The 24044-nt window shown below is 61.2% G+C and carries 21 protein-coding genes, 1 tRNA gene and 1 pseudogene; 8 read left to right on the top strand and 15 right to left on the bottom strand.

Annotated elements, in window-relative coordinates; genetic code table 11:
* Positions 1-14 precede the first annotated feature (14 nt).
* Both I4X03_RS10515 and I4X03_RS10510 read left to right on the top strand, forming a co-directional pair.
* Positions 15-2762, top strand: a complete 2748-nt coding sequence (locus I4X03_RS10515) for a TonB-dependent receptor (protein ID WP_223468179.1) — start codon at positions 15-17, stop codon at positions 2760-2762.
* Between the two features lie 63 nt (positions 2763-2825).
* Positions 2826-4040, top strand: coding sequence for a cyanophycinase (locus tag I4X03_RS10510; protein WP_223468178.1), 1215 nt, complete (start codon positions 2826-2828; stop codon positions 4038-4040).
* Here the strand turns inward: I4X03_RS10510 and I4X03_RS10505 are convergent.
* Positions 4037-4621, bottom strand: a complete 585-nt coding sequence (locus I4X03_RS10505) for a PEP-CTERM sorting domain-containing protein (protein WP_223468177.1) — start codon at positions 4619-4621, stop codon at positions 4037-4039. The genes I4X03_RS10510 and I4X03_RS10505 overlap by 4 nt on opposite strands.
* A gap of 259 nt (positions 4622-4880) precedes the next feature.
* Here I4X03_RS10505 and I4X03_RS10500 point away from each other — a divergent pair, with 259 nt between their 5' ends.
* From I4X03_RS10500 to ftsZ, 6 genes are all read left to right on the top strand, one after another.
* Positions 4881-5873, top strand: coding sequence for an ABC transporter substrate-binding protein (locus tag I4X03_RS10500; RefSeq protein WP_223468176.1), 993 nt, complete (start codon positions 4881-4883; stop codon positions 5871-5873).
* A 9-nt stretch (positions 5874-5882) separates the two neighbouring features.
* Positions 5883-6467, top strand: a complete 585-nt coding sequence (locus tag I4X03_RS10495) for an SCO family protein (RefSeq protein WP_223468175.1) — start codon at positions 5883-5885, stop codon at positions 6465-6467.
* A gap of 6 nt (positions 6468-6473) precedes the next feature.
* Positions 6474-6926, top strand: coding sequence for a hypothetical protein (locus I4X03_RS10490; protein ID WP_223468174.1), 453 nt, complete (start codon positions 6474-6476; stop codon positions 6924-6926).
* Positions 6914-7672 carry an ABC transporter permease gene (locus tag I4X03_RS10485; protein WP_223468173.1) on the top strand — a complete coding sequence of 253 codons (759 nt, stop codon included), beginning with the start codon at positions 6914-6916 and terminating at the stop codon, positions 7670-7672. The genes I4X03_RS10490 and I4X03_RS10485 overlap by 13 nt, the downstream gene beginning before the upstream one ends.
* Entirely contained in the window at positions 7662-8402 is a 741-nt protein-coding gene (locus tag I4X03_RS10480) for an ABC transporter ATP-binding protein (protein WP_223468172.1), read from the top strand. Before I4X03_RS10485 ends, I4X03_RS10480 begins: the two co-directional genes overlap by 11 nt.
* Before the next feature lie 270 nt (positions 8403-8672).
* Positions 8673-9890: a cell division protein FtsZ gene (gene ftsZ / locus I4X03_RS10475; protein ID WP_223468171.1), complete on the top strand. Its 1218-nt coding sequence runs from the start codon at positions 8673-8675 to the stop codon at positions 9888-9890.
* A 511-nt stretch (positions 9891-10401) separates the two neighbouring features.
* Here the strand turns inward: ftsZ and I4X03_RS23320 are convergent.
* The 14 genes and pseudogenes from I4X03_RS23320 to I4X03_RS10410 form a co-directional block, all read right to left on the bottom strand.
* Positions 10402-10563 (bottom strand): HNH endonuclease, encoded by a 162-nt coding sequence (locus tag I4X03_RS23320; RefSeq protein WP_223468170.1) that lies wholly within the window; start codon positions 10561-10563, stop codon positions 10402-10404.
* Positions 10564-10904: 341 nt separating this feature from the next.
* On the bottom strand, positions 10905-13358 hold the full coding sequence (locus I4X03_RS10465; RefSeq protein ID WP_223468169.1) for a P-loop NTPase: 2454 nt from the start codon (positions 13356-13358) through the stop codon (positions 10905-10907).
* A 797-nt stretch (positions 13359-14155) separates the two neighbouring features.
* Positions 14156-14872 carry a hypothetical protein gene (locus I4X03_RS10460; protein WP_223468168.1) on the bottom strand — a complete coding sequence of 239 codons (717 nt, stop codon included), beginning with the start codon at positions 14870-14872 and terminating at the stop codon, positions 14156-14158.
* The gene (locus tag I4X03_RS10455) at positions 14872-15207 is read right to left on the bottom strand and encodes a hypothetical protein (RefSeq protein ID WP_223468167.1); all 336 of its coding nucleotides are present in this window, start codon (positions 15205-15207) and stop codon (positions 14872-14874) included. The genes I4X03_RS10460 and I4X03_RS10455 overlap by 1 nt, the downstream gene beginning before the upstream one ends.
* 172 nt (positions 15208-15379) lie before the next feature.
* Positions 15380-16464, bottom strand: a protein-coding gene (locus tag I4X03_RS10450) for an IS3 family transposase (protein ID WP_223468166.1) whose coding sequence is annotated in 2 segments (ribosomal slippage) — positions 15380-16212 and positions 16212-16464 — 1086 coding nt in all. Because the reading frame shifts where the segments join, the coding sequence is not laid out codon by codon here.
* 176 nt (positions 16465-16640) lie between these two features.
* Positions 16641-16844 carry a helix-turn-helix transcriptional regulator gene (locus I4X03_RS10445; protein ID WP_223468165.1) on the bottom strand — a complete coding sequence of 68 codons (204 nt, stop codon included), beginning with the start codon at positions 16842-16844 and terminating at the stop codon, positions 16641-16643.
* 191 nt (positions 16845-17035) lie between these two features.
* A complete protein-coding gene (locus I4X03_RS10440; protein ID WP_441295278.1) occupies positions 17036-17776 on the bottom strand; it encodes a tyrosine-type recombinase/integrase in 741 nt (246 codons plus the stop codon).
* Positions 17759-17914: pseudogene (locus I4X03_RS23415) on the bottom strand (phage integrase central domain-containing protein); the annotation flags it as partial. The pseudogene I4X03_RS23415 and the gene I4X03_RS10440, both read right to left, overlap by 18 nt.
* A gap of 32 nt (positions 17915-17946) precedes the next feature.
* Positions 17947-18297, bottom strand: a complete 351-nt coding sequence (locus I4X03_RS10435) for an Arm DNA-binding domain-containing protein (RefSeq protein WP_223468163.1) — start codon at positions 18295-18297, stop codon at positions 17947-17949.
* A gap of 165 nt (positions 18298-18462) precedes the next feature.
* Positions 18463-18539, bottom strand: a tRNA-Met gene (locus I4X03_RS10430).
* A gap of 87 nt (positions 18540-18626) precedes the next feature.
* Positions 18627-19568, bottom strand: a complete 942-nt coding sequence (gene miaA, locus I4X03_RS10425) for a tRNA (adenosine(37)-N6)-dimethylallyltransferase MiaA (RefSeq protein WP_223468162.1) — start codon at positions 19566-19568, stop codon at positions 18627-18629.
* A complete protein-coding gene (locus I4X03_RS10420) occupies positions 19565-20785 on the bottom strand; it encodes a multidrug effflux MFS transporter (RefSeq protein ID WP_223468161.1) in 1221 nt (406 codons plus the stop codon). The genes miaA and I4X03_RS10420 overlap by 4 nt, the downstream gene beginning before the upstream one ends.
* Positions 20782-22650 carry a DNA mismatch repair endonuclease MutL gene (gene mutL, locus I4X03_RS10415; RefSeq protein ID WP_223468567.1) on the bottom strand — a complete coding sequence of 623 codons (1869 nt, stop codon included), beginning with the start codon at positions 22648-22650 and terminating at the stop codon, positions 20782-20784. The genes I4X03_RS10420 and mutL overlap by 4 nt, the downstream gene beginning before the upstream one ends.
* Positions 22651-22948: 298 nt before the next feature.
* On the bottom strand, positions 22949-23869 hold the full coding sequence (locus I4X03_RS10410; RefSeq protein ID WP_370660514.1) for a peptidylprolyl isomerase: 921 nt from the start codon (positions 23867-23869) through the stop codon (positions 22949-22951).
* Between the last annotated feature and the right edge of the window lie 175 nt (positions 23870-24044).

Here is a 24044-nt window from a genome sequence, read left to right as displayed (position 1 = left end):
AGGGAGCAGGATAGATGAGACAGCACACCACCACACTGCCGGCACACACGGCATTGGCCCTCGCGCTGGCAGGCGCATTCGCAGTTGGCGCGCAGCCGGCACTGGCGCAGCAGGCGGACGAAAAAATCCAGCGGGTCGAGATCACCGGATCATCGATCAAGCGGATCGACGCCGAGACCGCGCTGCCGGTGCAGGTGCTGCGCCGCGAGGACATCGACAAGAGCGGCGTCACCACCGCCGCCGAACTGCTCAAGAACATCAGCGCCAACACCGCGCCGCTGTCGGACGGCGCCAGCATCACCGACGGCACCTCGGGCCAGCGCGGCTTCAACGGCGCCAACCTGCGCGGAATCGGCGTGTCGTCCACGCTGGTGCTGCTCAATGGCCGCCGCCTGGCCAACTTCGCTTCGCCCGGCGACAACGCGGGCGTCGACCTGAACAACATCCCGGCCGGCGCCATCGCGCGGGTCGAGATCCTCAAGGACGGCGCCTCGGCGATCTACGGCACCGATGCGATCGGCGGCGTGATCAACTTCATCACCCGCAAGGACTACACCGGCGTCGACATGAACGCCTCGGTGGCGGGCACCCAGCACGGCGGCGCCGGCAAGAAGACCGCCAGCATCAGCGCCGGCCACGGCAGCCTGAGCACCGATGGCTTCAACGTGTTCGGCGCGCTCGACGTGCAGAAGCTCGGATCGCTGCGTTCGACCCAGCGCGACTTCATCAAGGAGCGCCCGCTGGCGACCACGCTGCCGGCGCTCATGTCGAGCAATACCTTCCCGGCCAATATCGACATCTCCAGCGCCCAGCGCAATGCGCTGATCGCGGCCGGCGTGCTGCCGGCCGGGACCACCCGCACCCGCATCAACCCGTCGGCGCCGAACTGCAATCCGCCCGCCACCGTCTACGCGCCGCAGGGCCCGGGCGGCCCGCTTGGCTGCAGCTACGACTACATGGAAGACACCGAGCTGTATCCGGAAGCGAGCAAGATCGGCTTCGTCGGCCGCGCCACATTCCAGGTCAACCCGGACACCCAGGTCTTCGCCGAGCTGGTGCAGTCGCGCGCCGAGAGCCGCTACGTGCTCAGCCCGAACCCGCAGCGCATCCGCAACCTGCCGGTGGCGCTGCTGCCGCAGCCTTACCGCGCCGCGCTGTCGGCGCCAGGCCTGCCAACCACCTTCAGCGGTATCCGCTACCGCATGACGGAAGCGGGCAACCGCACCAATGAAGTGACCAGCACCGCGCAGCGCCTGGTGTTGGGCGCCAACGGCATCGTCGCCGGCTGGGACTACGACGTCGGCGTGGCCCGCGCCGAGAACCGCGCGGTCGACAAGTATGTCGATGGCTACGTCTTGTTCGACCAGTTCGACGCGGGTGTCCGCTCGGGCGCCATCAATCCGTTTGGCCCATCGTCAAGCGCCGGCCAGGACCTGATCAACGGCATCAAGGTCAATGATGAAGCGCGCAAGTCGAAAGGCGTGTCGACCTCGATCGACGGCAAGATGTCGAAGTCCTTGATGACCCTGGCCGGCGGCGACCTGGCGATTGCGGTCGGCGCCGAAGCGCGCCGCGAGCACATGACCTTCACCCCGTCGGCGCTGCTGCTGTCGAATAACATCGCCGGCGACCGCGACTCGGGCCTGGCAGCGGGCGACCCGGTCGACCTGCGCGCCACCGACGACAGCCGCCGCGTGACCTCGGTGTTCACCGAGATCAACGCGCCGCTGACCAAGGAACTCGAACTGCAGGCAGCGCTGCGCCACGACCGCTACAGCGAAGTTGGCTCGACCACGAATCCAAAGATCGGCGTGCGCTGGCAGCCTGTGAAGGCGCTGGTGCTGCGCGGCTCGGCCGGCACCGGCTTCCGCGCGCCATCGCTGTCGGACCTGAAGCGCCCGACCACCTTCGGCAGCGCGGCCAGCTTCCTGACCGATCCGCAGTGCGTCTCGACCGGGCTGGACACGATCGACGGCTGTACCGACCAGTATCCGGTCGAGCGCCGTTCCAACCCCGACCTGAAGCCGGAAAAATCGCGCCAGTTTTCGCTCGGCGCGGTATTCGAAGCGAGCAAGCAGACCAACCTGACGCTGGACTACTGGAGCATTCGCAAGACCGATGTCATCAGCACGCTGGGCGAGCAGATCATCGTCGACAATCCGTCCAAGTACAACGGCACCTACATCCAGCGCGATGGTGACGGCTACATCAGCAATATCCTGCTGCAGAAGGAAAACCAGGGCCGGCTGGAGACCTCGGGTATCGACATCGGCGTCGATTACCGCGGCGCCCGCACCGGCGCTGGCCGCTTCGGCGTCAGCATGACCGGCACCCGGGTGCTGAAGTACGACCGCCAGTTCGGCCCGCTCGAAACGGCGCGCAGCAACCTGGGCCTGTTCCTGAACGACCAGGTGATCCAGAAATGGCGCCATCGCATCAGCTTCGACTGGGATGCCGGTCCGGTCAGCCTGACCCTGGCGAACCAATACTCGTCCGGCTACACCGACCAGAACACCACCTACGACCCGGTCGCCAACACCTTGCTGCCGTCGCGCAAGGTCAAGGCCTACTCGCTGTGGGACCTGACCGGCAGCTACGCCATCACCAAGCAGCTGAAACTGCGCGCCGGCGTACTGAACCTGGCCGACACGGCGCCGCCGTTTTCCAACCAGGCGTATTACTTCCTGGCAGGATATGATCCAACGTACACGGACCCGCGCGGCCGCAGCGCATTTGCTAGCGTAAATTATTCGTTCCGGTAAAACCTGGTGAACCAACGAATGGGGCAGGCTGTGATGGCCTGCCCCATTTTTCATGGAGCTTGTATGCGTCATTATTCCTTCATGCTGGGCAGGCTGGCCGGCTTTTTCCTGCTGCTTGTGGCCGTCAGTGCCCAAGCCGCCGCCAAGGGATCATTGGTGATCGCCGGCGGCGCGCTGCGCGCCGATAACGCGGTGGTGTGGCAGCGCATCGTCGCGCTGGCGGGCGGGCAGGGCGCGCGCATCGCGGTCATCCCTGCGGCGGCGGGCAACCCGGAAAGGTCGGGCAAGCAGCTGGTGCAGACCCTGAGCCGTTACGGCGCGGCCGCGTTCGTGCTGCCGGTAGCGCCGCGCCTGCCGGGCGACGTGCGCAAAGCCGCCAACGATCCAGCGCTCGCTGCGGCGGTGCGGTCGGCCGGCGGCGTCTATTTCAGCGGCGGCGACCAGGGCCGCATCACGCAAGCGCTGCGCAACCCCGATGGCAGCAACTCGCTGGTGCTCGACGCGGTGTGGGAAATGTACCGGCGCGGCGGCGTGATCGCCGGCACCAGCGCGGGCGCAGCGATCATGAGCAGCACCATGTTCTACGAAGCCGGTTCGGTACTGGCCACCTTGCAAAACGGCGTTGAAGATGGCCGCGAGATCGCGCCCGGGCTGGGCTTTGTCGGCAACGAGCTGTTCATCGATCAGCACCTGCTGATCCGCGGCCGTTTTGCGCGGATGCTGCCGGTGATGGTCAAGAAGGGCTACCGGCTGGGGCTCGGCATCGACGAGAACACCGCTGCGGTCGTGGGGCCGGACCGGCAGCTGGAAGTGATCGGCTACAAGGGCGCGCTGCTGCTCGACCTGGCGCGCGCGACCGTCGACAGGCAGCAAACAGCCTTCAACGTATCGAACGTCGCCATCAGCTACCTCGATCATGGCGACCGGCTCGACCTCGCCAGCGGCGCTTTGCTGCCGTCCGGCGACAAGGCCGACGGCAAGGTCGATCCCGCGCGCCCTGCCAATTTCGGCGCGGTGTACACGGCGGACATCCTTGGCAATACGACGGTGGTGGACGTGATGGCGAAACTGGTCGACAGCGACCAGACGCAGGCGCTGGGCCTGGCCTTTGGCGGCCCGCCAGCCGCCGCGGGCAAGGCGGGCTTCGAGTTCCGCTTCAGCCGTACCGCCGACACCATCGGCTATGCGTCGGCGACATCGGAAGCGTATTCGGTGTACCGCCTGCGGCTCGACGTGCGCCCGATCGCGCTCGGCTGGCCGCAGTACGACTATCGCTAGAGGCGGCGGCGGGCGAACAGCGCGGCGACAAGGCCAATGCCGAGCAGGGCCAGCGGCCCTGGTTCCGGCACCTGCACCCATTGCCCGCTCGCGCCGCCGCAGTCGTATTCGCAGTCGGCGCCGAAGTAGGACGTATCGCTGCTGAACCATGAGATCAGGTTGTTATCCATGAACAGGGTGGTGGCGCCGCTATTGGCGAACGCGTTCAGCGTGAGGACGCGGCCGCTGATCGTGAAGTCGGCGATGAACCAGTCGCTGACCGGCGTGTGCAGGCCGGTGCCGCTGACCAGGTCGAAGTTGATGTCCGCCGGCGTCGGTGCGGGTGCATTGGCGCGGAATGCGAATTTCAGGACCGGGCTGCCCGGATCGCCATTCACACAATCGGGGTCATCGAACTCGCAGTTGGCCGGCGCGCTGTAGCTGCCGCCCTTGTCGGCCTGGGCCTGCCTGGTGATCTCGATCCGGCCGACCGCCGACTGGATCGTGGGAGAGACCTCGGTTGTCTGCCACTGGTAGACGACACCCGCCGAGGCGATGCCGGAAAAAGCCCACAAAAGACAAGCAGCAGTCAGGTAGCGCATGTTCGTATCCATGAAATGTATTAACAGTTCAAATACTGCACGAAACATGCCCGTCAGAAAAGGACTTCGCAATCAAGGCGTTGGGCTCACTGCAAGCTATTTTTTATCGACACTGTCAAAAAAGACGACGGCCATGACCGTCAACTCCGCTGTACAATCCTTTTTTTGTTGCCGTACGGTCATCGACTCACATCCATCGGGCAGGCGTACTATCAATTCCTCCAACTCTCAATCCGGCCTGCTGCGCCGGCGCCAGGTCATGCGCGCTGCACTCGCCGCCACGCTGCCTCTGGCTGTGCCGTCGCTGGCGCGTGGCGCGGCGCCAGCGCCGCTGGTGGTTGGCGGGCTGCCGGTGACCTGCAACCTGACGCTCCCGGTTGCCTGCGTGGCCAAGGCAACAGCGCTGGTCAAGGGCGGCGGCCAGCCGGTCGGCTTCGAGTACGCGAAGTACAGCGGCTGGGCGGAGATCAAGGAATCGCTGATGACCGGGCGCATCCAGGCGGCCTACATGCTGGCGCCGCTGGTGATGGACCTGGTCGACTACAAGATTCCGCTGAAGATCGTATCGCTCGGCCACCGCTCCGGCGCGGTGATCATGGTGCACACCAATTCGGCCTACCGCTCGTTCAGCGACCTGCGCGGCAAGCTGATCGCCATTCCGAGCCGCTTCGCGGTCGACTACCTGTTCCTTCGCAAAATGCTCGCCAGCGCGGGCATGACGGCGAAAGACATCGAGATCATCGAAATGCCGCCGCCCGACATGCCGGCTGCGCTGTACACCCGCACCATCGACGCCTACTGCACCGGCGAGCCGTTCGGCGCCGCGGCCCAGCGCGCCGGCTACGCACGCCCGCTGGCGATGACGCGCGACCAGTGGCGCAACTACATTTGCTGCGTGCTGACGGTACGCGAGGACCTGATCCGCGACCAGCAGCCGGTCGTGCAGGACCTGGTGAACTACGTGCAGGCGTCCGGCAGCTGGCTCGACGCCGGCGCCGTCAACCGCGAGAAGGCGATCCAGATCGCCGCCCAGCGCAAGTTCTTCAATCAGAACCCGAAGATCCTGCGCTTCGTGATGGACAATCCGCACGACCGCGTCACCTACGGCGACCTGCGCATGCTGCGCCCGGAATTCGACGACCTGATGAAGCTGTCGGTGGAGGCGAAAACCCTGAAGCGCCCAATCGCCTTCGACCGCTATGTCGACGAGCGCTTCGTGAAGAACCTGAAACCTGTCGCCATCCCGCTGTGAGTGCCGCCCATGTTTAAATTGATATTCGTCCTTGCGGCCCTGATGTGCTCCGGCGGCGCCGCAACCGCGCCGATTGCCGGGCTGAAGTCCGGCGCGTTCGAGCCACCGCGCGCCGCACCGGCGATCAGCCTGCAGGCGACCGACGGCAGCGCATTCGACCTGTCCAGGTACCGCGGCAAGGTAGTGGTGCTCGAATTTGGCTACACCCATTGCACCGAAGTCTGCCCGGTCTCTCTGATGGCGCTGGCGCAGGCGCGCAAGCTGCTGGGCGCGGATGCGGCAAAGCTGCAGGTCGTGTTCATTACAGTCGACCCTGCGCGCGACACGCTGGCCCGCCTGAAGGGTTACCTCGCCCATTTCGACCCCGGGTTCATCGGCGTTACCGGCAGCCAGGCCCAGGTCGATGCGGTGCTGAAGGGCTATGGCATCGTGGCCACCAAGCGCACCATGGGCGACAGCGATGCCGGCTACATGATGTCGCACTCGTCCTACCTGTACTTTGTCGACAAGGGCGGCATGCTGCGCGCCCTGATGCCGTTCGGCCGGCCAGCGGCGGACATCGCCCATGACGTCCAGCTTTTGCTGCGCAACTAGATGGCGATGATGCACAGCTTGCGGCGTTATCGACTGGCATGGGCGGTGGCCCTGTGCCTGCTGCTGGCGCTGGCCTGGGCCGCGCTGGCGCCGCCCTACGCCGCTTCGCGCGACCTGCTGTTTGAGATTCCCAAGGGCACCTGGGAGCGCCGTATGGCGGGCGACCAGGTCGAGATCCTGCCGTCGGTAGTGCAATTGACGCTGGGCGTGCAGGACGTGCTCCTGCTGCGCAACAGCGATACCGTGCCGCAGCAGTTCGGTCCGGTGCTGATCATGCCCGGCCAGGATTTCCGGCTGCCGTTCGAGCAGGTGTCGGAAAACCAGTTTGCCTGCACCGCGCATTCGAGCGGCCAGATGACGGTGTCGGTGGTGGCTTTCCCCGATCCTGGCCTTGGCCGCTTGAAGTGGCGCCTCGCGGCACTTGGCGAATTATTTAAAGGACACTCGTGGAAAAATTGAAGCAGGTTATGGCGCCTGCCGCGCTCATCACGGCGGTGCTGGCCATCTGGTGGATCGTGGTGGTGCAAAGCGCTAGCGTGATTTTCCCGACGCCATTGCAAGTACTGACCGGCACGCTCGAGCTGGTGGAAGACGGCACACTGTGGGATCACATCGGCAGTTCGCTTTTCCGGGTAGGCTGCGGTTTCCTGGTGGCCGTGCTGGTCGCGGTGCCGATGGGCTTATGGATGGGGCGCATCGACGGCGTGTTCCGCACCGTTAACCCCTTGTTCCAGATACTGCGGCCGATCTCGCCGATTGCCTGGATTCCGCTGTCGATTCTCTGGTTCGGCGTTGGCAACACCTCGCCTATCTTCCTGATCTTTATCGCCTCGGTGTTTCCGATGATCGTGCAGACTGCCGCCGGCGTGCACACCATCGAGCGGCGCTACCTGGACGCGGCGGAAAACTTCGGCGTCTCGCGCGCCATGCTGTTTCGCCGGGTTGTCATTCCGGCGGTGCTGCCCGAAGTGGTGACCGGCATGCGCATCACGCTTGGCGTTGCCTGGCTGGTAGTGGTGGCGGCCGAGATGATCGCGCCGCGCTCCGGACTTGGCTACCTGATCATCGACTCGCGCAACGCCGGCAACCGCTACGACCTGGTGATCGCCGGGATGATCATCATCGGCCTGATCGGCCTGCTTCTGGATGGCCTGATGCGCCTGCTCGAAGGACTCAACTCGGTAAGGTGGCGTTATGGCCGATAAGATCGTCGTCAGCGGCGTCAAGAAGCACTTCAGGTCCGGCAAGCAGTCGCTGCCGGTGGTGGGCGGCGTCAGCCTGAGCGTGGCCGATGGCGAGTTTGTCGCCATTGTCGGGCCGTCCGGCTGCGGCAAGTCGACCTTGATGAAGATCGTGTCGGGCTTCGAGCGGGCCGACGAGGGGCAGGTACTGATCGACGGCGTGCCATTGCTGCGGCCGAGCCCGAAGGGCATTGTGATCTCGCAGCATGGGTCGGTGTTTCCGTGGCTGACCGTGCAGGAAAACCTGATGTTCGGATTGAATGGCGACGGCCATGGCGACAAGGCGGCGCTGGCCGACCACTACGCGGCCATGGTGGGGCTGAAAGGGTTCGAGAACAGTTATCCGCGCGAACTGTCAGGCGGCATGCTCAAGCGTGTGGAGATCGCGCGGGCTCTCGTGGTAAAGCCCGAGATCCTGTACATGGATGAGCCGTTCTCGGCACTCGACGCGCTGATGAACCTGCGCATGCGCACCGAACTGCTGCGGATTTTGCAGGAAGAGCGGCATACCGTGCTGCTCATTACGCACGATGTGGAAGAGGCGCTGTACCTGGCCGACCGGATTATCGTGCTGTCACCACGGCCGACCGTGATCCAGGCGAGTTTCGCGGTGCCGCAGTCGCATCCGCGCAAATTGTCGAGCCCGGAACTGCAGACCTTGAAAGATGCCATCCTGGCTGAACTCGGGCTGTAGATTCGCGATGCTGGCGGTATGTCGCCAATGTCACAGAGCAATTGCACGCGGTGTTACAAATGCTTTCGATTAAATCGTTTTTCCCCATTCGTGTGCGCGCCCGGGCAAGGTAGTCTATTGGCCTCGGCACCAGTAAGCACAGCTTGGGCTTCTCCTTGGAAACAGTGCTTTCCCGGAGTTAATGCGCCCCCTTAACCTGAGCGTGGCGGCAACCCTATGTGCTGAAGGACGCCCGTCTGGCCGAGCCAAATTCATCAATAGGAGTCTCCCTTGTTCGACACAAATAAAGCTCAACCCGAGACCATCATCAAAGTCATCGGCGTCGGCGGCGCCGGCGGCAATGCCGTTAACCATATGGCTTCCTCCGGCCTGCTGGACATCGAATTCATCTGCGCCAATACCGACGCGCAGGCGCTCGCGAATACCCTGACCGAAAAACGGATCCAGCTCGGCGAAAGCGGACTTGGGGCGGGCAGCGACCCGATCATCGGGCGCGAAGCCGCGATTCGTGAACGCACCATCATCGCCGACGCGCTCAAGGGCGCCAACATGGTGTTCCTCACCGCCGGCATGGGTGGCGGCACCGGCACCGGCGCCGCTCCCGTGGTGGCCGAAGTGGCGCGCGAAATGGGCATCCTCACCGTCGGTATCGTGTCGAAGCCTTTCGAGTTCGAAGGCGCGCGCCGCATGCGCGTTGCGGACGAGGGTATCGCCATGCTGGCGAAGTCGGTCGATTCGCTCGTCATCGTCCTCAATAGCCGTCTCGAGGAAGTGCTGGGCGACGACATCACGCAAAAGCAGGCATTCGCTGCCGCCGACGAGGTGTTGAGCAAGGCGGTGTCCGGCATCGCGGAAATCATCACCGTGCCAGGCATGATCAACGTCGACTTCGAAGACGTTCGCACCGTGATGCGCCAGACCGGCACGGCCATGATGGGTTCGGCCCAGCACGCCGGCGACGACCGTGCCGTCAAGGCAGCTGAGGAGGCAATTTCCTGCCCATTGCTCGATGGTTCGAACCTGCATACCGCGCGCGGACTGCTAGTCAACATCGCGGCATCCGAAGAAACACTGAAACTGCGCGAAACCAAGCTGGTGATGAACGTGATTTGCGCGCAAACCAGCGAAGACGCCATTATCAAGTTTGGTGCGGTCTTCGACGATACCCTTGGCGATGCCATGCGCGTGACGGTGGTGGCCACCGGCTTGAACCGGCCCGTTGAGGTGGCTGCTACCGCGGCGCAATCGCCAATGACGCGCTCAGCGCTAGGTGCCGGCCCGGGTCCGGGCTCGCCAGGCCAGTTCCGCAGCGGCGTGCTGAGGGAGACGCCACCGCCACAATCGATCCAGCGCAGGAATGCGTTCCAGGCAGCTGTGCAGGCGGCCTCGGCTGATCAGGCGCTGCGGCCAGGCATGACGCCGCGTCAGCCTGCCTCGAACGTCAGTGAGGATTCCCCGCATTCGTTGACGGCGGACATGAAGAGGTAGTGGGAAAAGGAGGTCCGTGCGGATATGCGAAGCGCACTCGACCTCCAGCCAGCAGTGCTTGCGGAAGGCGCATGCAAAACAAAAAACCCGCATTCTCTCGAGGAGAGATGCGGGTTTCTGTAAGTCCCTGGAAGCCAGGGACATGTTCTTGGTGATAGGTGGAACTGAATAAAGTCTTGAAACCCGCATGGATGCTGGGTGTTGATGATTTTGCCTGCCGCGATACCGTCAACGGTACCGTCAAATATTTTTGCAGTGTGAGCATTGCGATTCCCGACCAACGGCACTAGGCTCACTTCAAGTTCGATATACGCTTTTTTATGCTGTTGGTGGTTTACAACACGCCGAGATCCGGGATGGGGCCGGTGCCGCCCCGGCTGGGTAGCGCGACTAGCACGACAGGTCGCTTATGTCCCGATGTCGTCTTTCGCGCTTAGGGAGCAGACGTTCAGCGCGCGATCATCGGCAGGCCCCGAAAGGCCCTTCCGTTGCGCCGATTGGTTGGACCCCGTCATTTACCGCCTTTTTTTCGGTTGTCCTCGATACAGAGCATCTGACAATTTTCCGCTTCAGTCTTGCCGCCTTCGTGCCACCGCGTGATGTGGTCTGCCTCCATCTCTTCAATTTTGAAGGCGATGCTGCAGTCCCGGTTGTTGAGGATTTTACCCGTCAACGCCTGGCCAGAGCCACCTTTCCGACGTATAAGGTTAGACGGGTTAAACTCCAAAGTTGATGAACGCTACGCCATCGCGGTAATCCTTATATTCTAAGACTTTCACTTTGAAGGCGGTGTACGCAAAGTCTACTATCGTAGTAATCTCAAGCAGATTTCCGATAACACTCAGTTCAGGCTTTAACCTCATTCTTTCTGCTACGACCTACCTTTTTTAACAACAAGCGATCGATAAATGGCTATCTCTAGAACCGGAAAGTTGCGGGAACGATTTTGATAAAATTTAACTTTCCATCATCGATTATATTTATTTCATATTGGGCGAAATAAAGATTCTTCGTTTATTTTTCAGTTCCGCCGTTTGTTTGAATAATGCGATCAGCAAGTTGTGCGGCGCGGTCGTGCAAGTCAGTATCATCATCAAAAGTTTTTCTTATATTGATAATGGTTTTTTCTACAAATTGAGTTTGACGAAGAGTTAAAACCCCTCCGGAATTCACATAGGCGCTAACCCCTTCTATCGTGGTCCAATATGCTTTCTTGGATCGTCCGCGTTCCCACGTTGCTTCAATTCTTAATGTTTCTTCCATCAAGTCTAATGCTTCATTGAAGTAAGCTTGTCGATCACCTACTCCCTCTTTAATACTCGAAAACAAGACTTTTGCAAGCGTGGTCATCGGGAAAGGGTGGTGTTCGATTGCGACAGCGTATCGAGCGTGCTGGATCGAGAGCACTCTGTCCCGGTCGCTGATGAAAAGCGCACGTTGCTCCCAGTAGCGGCTATTCCATTTCCATTTCTCGTGGGTTAGCTCGTAGAACTTATCCACATTTGCCTTCAAAAGTTCAGGCATTAATCCGTCTGCATCGAAGAGTCGTCCAGCTAGCCGTGCTTCTGGCGAACGCTGTTTGATCGTAGCGCGAGTGACAAAGGGAGCTAGCTCGTTGGCAAGCTCAACAACAATCTCCAGTAGACGGGAGGATTTTTTGCTCGCCATTTCTTCGACTAACAAAGCGGCAATTGATCCATTGGCGGGCAACAGGTAATCGCTATTGTCCGGATGCTCAACCACCCGCAGTGGGGCATCAGCCGCATTCAAATCTTTGAGTAGATCATCGCTGGCCATCGCGAGAATAATCTCGCGGTGCACGCCAACTGGATGACAGTAATAGGCGACAGCGGTTGCCAATAGAGCAGGACGTCCAGTTGCAATTGTATCGTTCCATAGGGATCGAACTATCGCTCGAAGTGGTCTAAAATCATTTAGAATCCGGCACACACTTTCTGCAGCAGTGTTTTCTGCGAGTTGATTGGCAAAAGAACGTGGATCAGTGACTGCCGCCGCGTTACCTATCAGCCCCAAATCGGAGTAACGGCGGATAAGTTCCACACTCTCTTCAATTCGCCATTGTTCATCAGGAATAATCCGATTTGGAATACCCTCAAGAATATCCTTCACTAGCCGCATTCTGTATTGACGCTCCTCCGCCAAAATACAGATTCGTTTGGTGCCCCCCATTTCCGCAATAATGTCGAGCAGTTGCTCGCCGTGTTCCGCGAATGAATCTGTTGTCAATAGAATAGGATCGGCTACAGTAGACAAGAAGCGAACCGCAGAATCGGTATCAATACCGCCGCGAGCCTTTAGGTGAAAGACCTGTATCCCATGACTCGCTAACTCAACTGCTACCCTTCGAATTGTTGTGGTTTTCCCTGCCCCCGCGCGGCCGGCCAAACATAGAACCTGATTCTGTTCACTGCTTGCCTGCCATCTGCGAACCTCATCTATTAGCCGAAGTTGTGAGTGCAACGGTACATCCCGCTTCTGCGCGATATCATCCCAATCTGGTGGGCGGCCGAACATAAAGCTGCTAGGCTTGTCTGGCGGTGTGCTTGATTCGGCCTGCGACGGCTGTACGAAGTCGAATTCAGACCAAAATGCCGTACTAGTGAAAACTGGTGTGCCGCCCACGACTCGCGGTCTTACTTGCGGCTCTCGCAGCGCCAGGGGAGTCGGAGGTGGGCCATATTCGGCAGTAAGCCACGCGAGAAAATCCTCCAAAGTCGCCTCAACAAGCACTAAGCGCAGCCGTTCGCAATCCTTACGCGTGCCGGTATCAGGGTAGGGTTCGACAAGTATGGATGGTGCGCGGGCGAGTACCTCCGCATTGCTGGGGCGATGCGCAAAAAAGTATTCGAGGTCAGGTTCAAACAGCGCAGTACCAGCGATTATAAAGGGCTCCGACACTATGAGTCCTGAAAGTACCTGCACCCAGGGATTTAGGCCGCGCTGTAGGGTTGCATATTCCTGTAGCGAAAAAATGAATTTATCTTCAGGTTTTCTTACAAACCCATGGAGATGAACTAACGGTAACTCTTGCGGATTACGGAAAATCTCGTATTCCCGCGTATAGTTCACTGAAACTATAGATTGTAGGCGGCCTGGCTCGGTTTCGTATGCGTTTTCAAGGGCATCGTCAATGTTTAGCGTAAACGCAGTTTTCCAAGAGAACTTGGTAATTGCGCGAACCGTAGGACCGCCCTTGCAACCATGAAAGGGTTTTCTAAGATGCGTTTCGACCTGTTCAGGCGTTAGATGCCCTGCAACGCGCCACAGTGGCGAACTAGCGCGAGAGCCGGTCAGTTCGCAGAGGCTAGTCCTGAGCGCCTCAGCCCCCATTATTGGGTCATTATTGCGGTCATTCGAGTCAAGTGAAACACCAGCCCCAAGCAGCAAATTGTATTTTTGAGCGAACAGTGCGTCTCGGACCCGGCTAGCGGTTTCGGCATCTAACATTAGAACTCCAGTTGGCGAAATTAGATTCTACCGCCGCGAATACTACAGAAACCTCCCGACGAGTATATTATGAGATCGCCGCGAGGGGCGCTTTCCCATCAGCGAACATTCTACCAGTCATGGGTACACTAGTTGGCAAAGTTAGGGCGGAAGCGGAGCGTTCGTTTTCCTGATTGTCGCATCGGGTTAGGGATGCTCAGCGATTTGGCACTCGCATGAGCGCGTTGGATTGAAGTATTAGGAGCAGGATGGAGGTGGACAATAAGGGATTAGGCGGAGGATGGGAGGTGCGATGATTGTTGCAAACGCGTCAAGCTACCTGTGGTCAGTGCTTGCAGAAAACTGCTGTCGATGGGCTGATTCTCAGATTGTGCACACGGAAACATGTTCAACCAATAGGTTTCCACGTTGCTTTCGTTCAGTCTGTGGTTGATCCGGGTGTGACGATTGGCCCTGGCTGAAGAGGATAGAACTGGACCGCGCGGGTTAAGCGTTATTTCTCGCCAGGTGCAACTATCGGGTGACCACAATTCGCGTTTGAGGGGCGACGATTGGGCATTTTCGTCACCGGTCGGACTCACCTCGTTTGGTCACCCCTCAACGGCGTTTATTCTCCGGGCGTGGCGCAGAGTTTGATGGGTAACCAGGGCAATCCAAAGCTAACGCTTTGGAAAAAGGACACGTCCCACCCAAGTCGTCTTCTTTTTAAATCATAAAGTCATCTCCTTTTTTGCTCAGCACGGACCGCACTTTTTTGAGCTGTTTTGCGGCAGCCTGTCGAGTGATCGGTGTGCCAGTCATTTGATGGTAGCGTGCTGCAATCTCGGTCGGACTTTTATACTAACCATGCGGGAGCAGCGCCACAGTGCGTGGCGGCGGGCAAGGGTTGTCGCCGACTCGGCCTCACCAAACGTTGCTGTTCGGCGGGTCGTTCGCAGGTCGTCAAGCAATGCCAGTTGCACCCGCTCGCTAAGGATGGCTGTGGCTTCAGCCTCACTTTTGGTGGGCGTCGAGCGCAGATATGCCGATTCCCACTGCTGGCGCTCCGTCATGCTTAGTGAACCGACGATCTTCCAAGCTGGGCGCTTGCCTTCGAAGATAGCGAACCCAGCTTCACGGTGAAATACGGCATCTGTGCCGATCAATAGCGCCTTACCTCGTTGATATCGCACGGCGCTTGCATGACCGGGGTGCCAGCGGCGCAACCAAGCCAAGTCGGTGAACGCGAGGTCAGCGCGCTGGTTGACGCTGCACCTATCCAGCGCCAGCATTTCATGCCAAAAGCATGGCGGGACGCCGCGCTCTACCAACTCCCCCGCGAGGACGTAGGCAGTCAGCCGCCTCCCGTCCGTAAATGCCGTACGGTATCGCCGGATCAGGTCGGCCCTGCCGAGTTTCGTCACCCTCCGCCGCGCTTCGTCCAAGGCATCAGGCGTGACCGCGTTCCACAGAGACGAGAACGGCGTGTATGTCGTTGCCGATCGTTCGGCGGCTGCTGGTGCATCCCGTTGCATCAGGAGGCCGCAGACCGGTTCTTGAGTTCCACCAGCAATTCGTCAAGCGCGGCGTCTGTGCTCTCGCCCAGGCACAGATAGACAGGCACTACACGCTTGATGCAGTCCAGGATACTTTCCCCGCTGGTGCCGCCAAGTCGCAGTCGTTCGGCCAGTGCGGTATGCGCCTCGGTCCCTTTCGGGAACTCTTTCAGGAACGCGGCGGCCTCGAAGATTTCGCCAATGTGATAAGCGGCGGCGGTGACGACTGCCGTCAGAGTTTCAGCTTCATCGGCAAGCCAGAACACGGCGTGCTTAGTGGTCGGGTCGAGGTTGGAGAATTTGATATTCCGCATGGTCGCTCGCTTCGTCACTGGCCGTCATCAAACCAGACGCCGGACAGCTCGTCGGCCTGCTGGTCGTGGTGCTCGGCGATGAGGATGGGTGCGCCGTGGCGGATACCATGATGGAGCGTGAAGCCGCCCATATGGTAATCCCCCCATTTTTAGAGCATGCTAAAAGTAGAGGTTAAGCGGCAAGGGCCAATTTCTGTTTTGGCGTAATTCCGCCGAGTGCCATGTTGGGCCGGTCGTGATTGTAGGTCCACAACCAGTTGGTGGCAAATTCCTGGATTTCGTCGAGCGTCTCGAACAGGTGATGGGCAAGCCAGTCGTAGCGAACCGTCCTGTTGTAACGCTCGACGTAAGCGTTCTGCTGCGGCTGGCCGGGCTGGATGAAATCGATGCGGATGCCGCGCTTTGCAGCCCACCCCAGGGTCACTGCGCTGATGTATTCAGGACCGTTGTCGCAGCGGATCGCTTCGGGCTTGCCACGCCATTCGATGATGCGGTCGAGCGAGCGGATCACGCGTTCGGACGGTAGCGAGAAATCGACTTCGATCCCCAGGCCTTCGCGGTTGAAGTCGTCGATCACATTGAACAGCCGGATGCTGCGCCCATCGGCGAGCTGATCGTGCATGAAGTCCATCGACCAGCTCTGGTTGATCGCGGCCGGCACCGCCAGCGGCAACGGTTTTTCGCGCACCAGGCGATGGCGCGGCTTGATCCGCAGGTTCAGCTCGAGTTCACGGTAAATCCGGTAGACGCGCTTGTGGTTCCATTTGAAGCCTTTCACGTTGCGCAGGTACAGGAAGCACAGCCCGAAGCCCCAGTTGCGCTGGTTGTTCGTCAGCCTCACCAGCCAGTCGGCAATGAGGCCGTTTTCCGCGTCCAGCTTGGCCTTGTACCGGTAGCAGGTCTGACTGATGCCGAACGCCTGACATGCCAGCTTGACCGTGGCTGATCGCTCCAACACGGCCCATTGCGCCATCTCCCGCCGCTGAGGCGCTACCATTTTTTTGTGAGCGCCTCCGCAACGATCTCGGCTTTAAGGCGCTCTTCGACGTACATCTTCTTGAGGCGTCGGTTCTCCTCCTCCAGCTCCTTCATGCGTGCCATCAGCGAGGCATCGATGCCGCCGAACTTGGAGCGCCACTTGTAGAACGTAGCGTTGCTGATGCCGTGCTCGCGGCACAGCTCCGGTACCGGGCTGCCGGCTTCGGCTTGCTTGAGAATGGCGATGATCTGGCTGTCGGTAAAACGGGAGGTCTTCATGTAGAGCTTTCTGTTTCTTAAGTAGAAAATTCTACTTCTGAACGCGCTCTTTATGTGGGGGGATTACCATATCAATCGAGTAGTCGAGCTGTGATTCGGCCATCGTCTGTTTACAGGTGTCGGCGTCCACAGCGTGAAAATTCTCGACGGTGAGCGGATCGGCATAGGCTTTGCGCTCATTGGGACACCTGCTGGCGGCTGGCGTGCACGCGGGCGGCGATAAAGTCGTCCGTATCGGTGGACAGCCACCCGACAGAACGAGGGCCAAGTTTTACCGGGGCTTTGAAGTCGCCCCGCTGGATCAATTTATACAAGGAGCTGCGGCTGACGCCGAGCCGATGAAGAACGGTAGGGAGTCGTTCGATGGTGGATTCTGACATTCGGTAAAGCTCCATAATGGGTTAGATAGTGTCGAGAGGTATCTCGCTAGCCAATTATAGTAAGAATGAAAGTTACTTCTGAGGCGGAAACTCCACGTGACACCCAAGCACCAAGTGTGTCGTGCGGCAAATATACCAAATGTATCTGTTGCCACCCTGTGTTGTGTCGAGGTAATCGGCGCAGCGCTGCATCATGCTGCCCGCCTCCCGAACCTGCCAGCGATAACCTTGCCGCTGGCGGCGGTGTCGAGGTAGTCGGCATACTGCTGCATCATCACCTTGCGCTCGTCGAGGAACAGGGCGCGGTCGTAGGCTTCCCCATATGTATCGCCTAAAGCATGGGAGAGTTGGCGGTCTACGACTTCATGCCGATAGCCTAAACGCTCTTTGATGACGCCCATTGCAAGCGAGCGGAATCCGTGGCCGGTCATCTTTCCGGCGTAGCCCATGCGCTTGAGTGCTGCCAGGATGCCGAAGTTCGTCGCGGGCTTCTCGTGGTCGCGCTGGTTCGGGAAGAGGTATTTGTTGTTGCCAGTGATAGCGTGCAGTTCGCGCAGAAGTTCCCATCCTTGACGGGGCAAGAACACATGATGGTTTACCTTGCGAGGGTTGACCTTCTTTTTGCCCATCTTCATTCGGTGCCAGTCGATTACCCATGATTCGTTTTCAAGGTCGATTTCTGACCACGGCGTTTCGGTCAGCTCGCTGGTGCGAACGAACGTCAGCATCATCAGCCGGAACATGACTTTTGTCGGGACGAATATGCGGCCTTCGATCTTTTCGAAGGCCCGAATGAATTTCGGCAGGTCGTCGGGAGTGATCGCGGCATGGTGGCCCTTTGCGGTGGCCTTGAGCGCGCCCCGCAGACTTGGGACGGGGTCGGTTTCCGCTTTGCCTTCGGCAATGGCGAATCTGAAAATTTGTCCACACACTTGCCCCTGGCGCTTCGCCATATCAACCGCGCCGCGTTACTCGATCTGGCGCAGTACGTCCAACATGATCGGTGCCTTGATTTCGGTAATCGGATATTTTCCGATCAGTGGAAACACGTCTTTTTCGAGCCGGTGAAGGACGTTCTTGGCGGTACGTTCCTGCCAAGTCTCTAGCTTGTTGGCGTGCCATGCCGCGCCACAGCTTCAAAGGTGTTTGCCGCTGCCGTTTTCCTTGCGGCCTTCTCGATGCGTTTGGCTTGCGACGGCTCAATGTCACGGTCGAGTAGTTTGCGGGCCTCTGCGCGCTTCTCGCGGGCCATCGCCAGCGTGACATCTGGATACTTGCCAAAGGCTAGTGTTCGGCGTGCGTCGCCGAACCTGTAATCCATGCGCCAATATCTCGCGCCGTCGGTATTGATTAGCAGGTAAAGACCGCCGCCGTCCGTCAGCTTGTAAGGCTTGTCTTTCGGTTTGGCGTTGCGTGGCTGGATGTCGGTGAGGGGGACGGCAAGTTTCGGCATGGTGACGGTATCTGTTTTGGCGGTATGTTTCGATACCGTCAACCATACCGTTAAGTGTGCTGGATTTCAATGGACGCTAAAAACGCTTCGCAAACAAAAAACCCGCGTTCTCGAAGGGAGAAGGGCGGGTTTATGTACGTTACTGGACTTCTTGAAACGTGTTCTTGGTGGTGATAGGTGGACTTGAACCACCGACCCCAGCATTATGAATGCTGTGCTCTAACCAACTGAGCTATATCACCCGACAGCCGAGCATTATCCAGATTTTCATCCGGTCTGTCAAGGTTTTGCAAAAAATCTGCAAGACATCGACAGTGCTTGTCGGAATACTATTTCTTCGTTTCCGCCAGCTTGTCCAACATGGTACCAGCAACGTTGGGGCTGAGGCAATCGATAACGACGCGTGCAGGCATCGAGCGCAGCCAGGTCAGCTGGCGCTTGGCCAGCTGGCGCGTGGCGATGATGCCGGTTTCGCGCAGCGCAGCGCGGTCGATCACGCCGTCCAGATAATCCCACGCCTGGCGATAGCCGACGCAGCGCATCGACGGCAGCGTTGGATTCAAATCGCCGCGCGCGCGCAGGCGGGCCACCTCGGCCACCAGGCCCTGGTCGTCGCTCAGGCCCAGCATCTGGTCGAAGCGGGTGGCGATGCGTGCGTGCAGCACAGCGCGGTCGGACGGCTCCAGCGCAAACGACAGCAGCTCGAACGGCAGTTCGGTCTTGGCGCGCTTGGCCAGCAGTTCGGACATCGGCTTGCCGCTCAGTTCAATGATCTCCAGCGCGCGGTTGATGCGCTGGGCGTCGTTGGGGGCCAGGCGGTCGGCGGTCGGCGGGTCGAGCGTGCGCAGCTTGTCATGCATGGCCGGCCAGCCGATACGCGCAGCTTCTTCATCTATCCGCGCGCGCACGTCGGCGTCCGCTGTCGGCAAGTCATCGAGGCCGTCGGTCAGGCCTTTAAAGTACATCATCGTGCCGCCGACGAGCAGCGGCAGCTTGCCGCGCGCGCTGATCTCGGCCACCAGCCTGATCGTATCGCTGCTGAACTGGGCCACCGAATAGGACTCGGTCGGCTCGATGATGTCGATCAGGTGGTGCGGTACGCTCGCCAGTTCTTCAGCGGTCGGCTTGGCGGTGCCAATGTCCATCTCGCGATAGACCAGCGCCGAATCGACCGAGATGATTTCGGACGGTATCTCGCGCGCGATCGCCAGCGCCGCCGCCGTTTTTCCGGACGCGGTTGGCCCCATGATGGCCACTGCCAGCGGCTTCATGGCGCCTCCTTGTGCGCAACCAGGCGCACCGATGCGAAGATCGCCGCGCCGAGGCCGCACGCGGTGAAGGCCAGCGGGAACAGCGTGCCGTCGTATGTGGCGCCGACCACGGTGCCCACGCAGAACGCCGCCAGCATGACGATGGCGCCCATCAGGCCGGCCGCGGTGCCAGCCTGCTGGGGGAAGGGCGTGACGGAGCCGGACTGCGACACCGGGAAGTTAAGTCCGTGCGCGCCCATCGTCATGAACATCGCCACCACCACCACCGACCAGTGCGCGAAACCCAGCGCCACGGCGGCCAGGAACAGCGCGCCGGCGGCGAGCGACATCGTGCTGCCGATACGCAGCGTGGTGGATGCGCCGAAGCGCGGCAGCAGGCGGCGGCAGATAATGGTGCCGCACAAATAGCCGGACACGCCGAACGCGAAGCAGTAGCCGAAGAATTCAGTCGGCACGCCAAGCACGCGGATTAGCACCAGCGACGAGCCGGAGATGAACGCGAAGATCGAACCGTACGACAGCGCGCCAGGCAGCACGTGCGCCCAGAAGGCGCGCGAACCGAGCACGTGGCGGTAGTTGGCCATCAGGCCGCGCAATTCGGTGGCGCGCGGGTTCTTGTGGACGTTGGTTTCGGGCAGGCGCAGGATGACCGCGCCAAGCACGATGGCCGACAGGATCGACAGCGCGACGAACGCCGCGCGCCAGCCGAACGCCACTTGCAGATAGGAGCCGAGGATAGGGCCGGTCAGCGGCGCCAGCGACAGCCAGCTGCTGGCACGTGCGATCACCCGGGCGCTGTCGGCCGGCGCATAGGCGTCGCGCACGATCGCGCGGGCGATGATGATGGCCGAGCAGCAGCCCAGCGCCTGCAGGAAGCGCGCGGTGATCAGCACCTGGATGGTTTGCGCGGACGCGCACAGCAGGCTCGCTGCGACGTACAGCGCGAGGCCCCACATCAGCACCGGGCGGCGGCCGTATCGGTCCGACAGCGGGCCGATAATCAGTTGCGCGCCGCCGAAGCCGATGACGAATACCGACAGCGTCAGCTGCACCGTGGACGCTGGCACGCCGAACACGGTGGCCAGGCTTGGCAGCGAGGCGAGATACAGGTCCGTCGACAGCGGCTGCAGCATCATGAAGCCGATAATCAGCAGCAGGATCGGCGCGTGCGCGTACTCGGGAAGAGGGCGCGGGGTAGGGCTGTGATCCGACATCATTGACCGCGCAGGAAAAGCTTGTCGAGCGCGGAGATTTCGAGCTGGACCCAGGTAGGGCGTCCGTGGTTGCACTGGTCGGCGCGTTCGGTGCTTTCCATCTGGCGCAGCAGCGCGTTCATCTCCGGTACCGTGAGGATGCGGTTGGCGCGCACCGCCGTGTGGCAGGCGAGGGTGCCAAGCAGCTCGTTGCGCCGCTCGATCAATACGCGTGAGCCGCCGAATTCGCGCACGTCGCGCAGCACGTCGCGCGCCAGGGTCTGGGCGTCGGCATTCTTCAGCAGCACCGGCACCGAGCGTACCGCCAGCGTGGTCGGCGACAAGGCGCCAATGTCGAAGCCAAGCTTGCGCAGCGTGTCCTGGTTCTCCTGCGCGGTGCCTACTTCCACCGCATCGGCGAAGAACGTCACCGGAATCAGCAGCTGCTGTACTTGCATGTCCTGGCCGTCGACCTGCGCGTCGAGCGCCGTCTTGAGCTGTTCGTACAGGATGCGCTCGTGGGCGGCGTGCATGTCGATCAGCACCAGCCCCTTGGTGTTCTGCGCCAGGATGTAGATGCCGTGCAGCTGGGCCAGTGCGAAGCCGAGCGGGTATTCGTCGTTCGACATCGCCTGCGCAGAGACAATCGGCTGCTGCATTTGGGTGATCGGCTGGCCTGGCGTCGATGCGAACAGCGCGCCATAGCTGTCGGTGGTCTGCGCCACGCCGGGCGCGTCCCAGCGGCTGCCGGCCGGGTAAGGCGATGGCGAGAATGTAGCCAGCTGCGCGCCGAACGAGGTTTGCTCGTGTTCGCGCCGCCAGGTGGAGGTGCCGCCGCCGATGTCGCCGGCGGTCAGCGGAGCAGGGACGCTGCCGAATGCCGTGGCCGATGTCTGCGCCAGCGCGCGCTGCACGGCGTGGAATACAAACTGGTGCACCGCGCGGCTGTCGCGGAAGCGCACTTCGATCTTGGACGGGTGGACATTGACGTCCACCAGCGCCGGGTCGAGGTCGAGCGCCAGCACGTACGACGGGAAGCGGTCGCCGTGCAGCACGTCCTGGTAGGCCGCACGCACCGCGTGCACCAGCAGCTTGTCGCGTACGTAGCGGCCGTTCACATAAAAGAACTGGCCGTCGGCGCGCGCCTTCGAGGCGGTTGGCAGTCCGGCGTAGCCGTGGATACGCAGGGGGCCGGCCGATTCGTCGATCGGCAGGCGCGCTTCGGCGAAGTCGTTGCCGAGAATATGGGCGCTGCGCTTGGCCATCTCGCAGACGTTCCACTGGTCGATGGTGCGGCCGTTGTGCGACAGCGTGAACGACACGTCCGGCCGCGCCAGGGCGATGCGGCGCACGACTTCCGCGCAGTGGCCGTACTCGGTCTGCTCGGACTTGAGGAACTTGCGCCGCGCGGGCGTGTTGAAATACAGGTCCTGGACATCGATGGTGGTGCCCAGCGCGCCCGACGAAGGCGCGACGGTGCCATGATGCGAGCCGACGATTTCCCATGCGTGCGCCGCATCGGCGGTGCGCGACGTGACGCTGACGGCGGCGACGGCGGCTATCGACGCCAGCGCCTCGCCGCGAAAGCCCAGCGTGTTGACGTTTTCAAGGTCGTGCAGCGACGAGATCTTGGAGGTCGCATGGCGCGCCAGCGCGAGCGGCAGCTGCTCGGGCGGGATGCCGCGGCCATTGTCGGTGATGGCGATGCGCTTGACGCCGCCTTCCTCCAGGCGCACGGTGATCTGGGTGGAGCCGGCGTCGAGTGCGTTCTCAAGCAGCTCCTTGACCACCGCCGACGGCCGCTCGACCACTTCGCCTGCGGCGATTTGGGAGATCAACTGGTCGGGGAGGGCCTGGATGGGGCGGTGTGCGGGAATCGGGGCGTTCATCGGAGAATTATAGCCTGCGGACATGTCGTCGTTCCCGGAACTGCCGGAACCGGCTTCCCGCTTGCGCGCACTGCTGTCCGGAATAGTCTTGTTGACAGTGACATTGCATCAATCGGGCTCGGGGCGCTCACAGCAATTGCGGCATTGAAACCTGGAATGCAAGACTTAACGTCGCCCCTGCGAAGGCAGGGGGCCATACTCGGCATGTTAAGTATGGGCCCCTGCCTTCGCAGGGGCGACGTTGGCCTGCATTGCCGATGTCGTTGTGGCTGTAGCTTCTAAAACGACGCGCGTCGTCTTATTTGGCTTCGCGCACGGGGATCGGGGCGTTACACAGCTCAACATGGCCGGCGGCGACCTTGTTCCACGGCCCGCCACGGTTGCGTTGCGCCTCGACCACGGCCTTGTACATGGCGCTGTCGGTGCGCATCACTTCAAACTTGCTGCGCTCGGCGTCCGGCACGTCGGCGGCGACCCGGAAGCGGCCGATCGGGACGTATTGCTCCGGCTTGTCGTAAAAGCCCATCGGCGCCGGGCCGCGCGTGAGCGACGACAGCAGCGGCATGCCCGACACAACCCGGCCGACCACGGTGATGTTGCGGTCGAGGTGGCGCGGGGCGTGGCCGGTAACGGCGTACAGCGACGAGCCGCCGCCGGAGTCGGCGTCGGTGTCGCGCCCGACCCCGACCATGCCGTAGCAATGCACCAGCCAGGCTTGGCCGGTCTTCGGGTCGCGCGCCGAGGGGAAGCCGTTCGAGTGGCCGACCTGGGCGGCGTAGCCGTCAGGGTCCGGCAGGCGCGTAAAGCGCTTGTCGTTCGCCAGAGGGACGGTAAATTCGGCCTTCAGCTTGGCCTTGGCGTTCTTGAACGGGCGCGGCGTCTTTTCATCGGCGTCGCCCCACTGGGCCACGAAATTGTCTTGCGAGCGGATCACGGCCAGGCCGTCGAAGTAGTTGTCGCGCGCCAGCGTCTTGATGTTGGCAACGTGATTTGGCGCGAAGTCGGGCGCCAGTTCGATGATGACGCGCCCGCCGGGCAGGTCCATGTAGACCGTGTTGTCCGGGTCGAGCGGGCGCCAGTCCGATGGCTTCGAGGCCTTGACCAGGTCGCCAACGGTCGGTTTTTCGGCCAGCGCCTTGGCCGCGTGCGCCGGCGCCAGCGTCATCAGCGCCACCGCTGCGGCGCCTGCCAGCAGCATCGCCTTGTTGTTCGCATCCATCACGTGCATCCCTTGTCTCCTGTCGGTGTTGTTTTTTTCTGCCGCTTGGGGCAGTCGCGTGCCGATTGTAAACTGGAATATCGGCGCGGCGGAAACTTCTGAGCCAGCGCAATCATCTGCCATTGTTGTCGGCGATTGCCCGGATTGCCGGGGCCCCGGAGATGGTATGATGCGG

Origin of the sequence: Massilia soli, assembly GCF_016809835.1 — a bacterium.
Taxonomy (GTDB): Bacteria; Pseudomonadota; Gammaproteobacteria; order Burkholderiales; family Burkholderiaceae_D; genus Telluria_A; species Telluria_A soli.
Note: the sequence above shows the minus strand (reverse complement) of the source record. Positions and strands in the feature narration are given on the sequence as shown.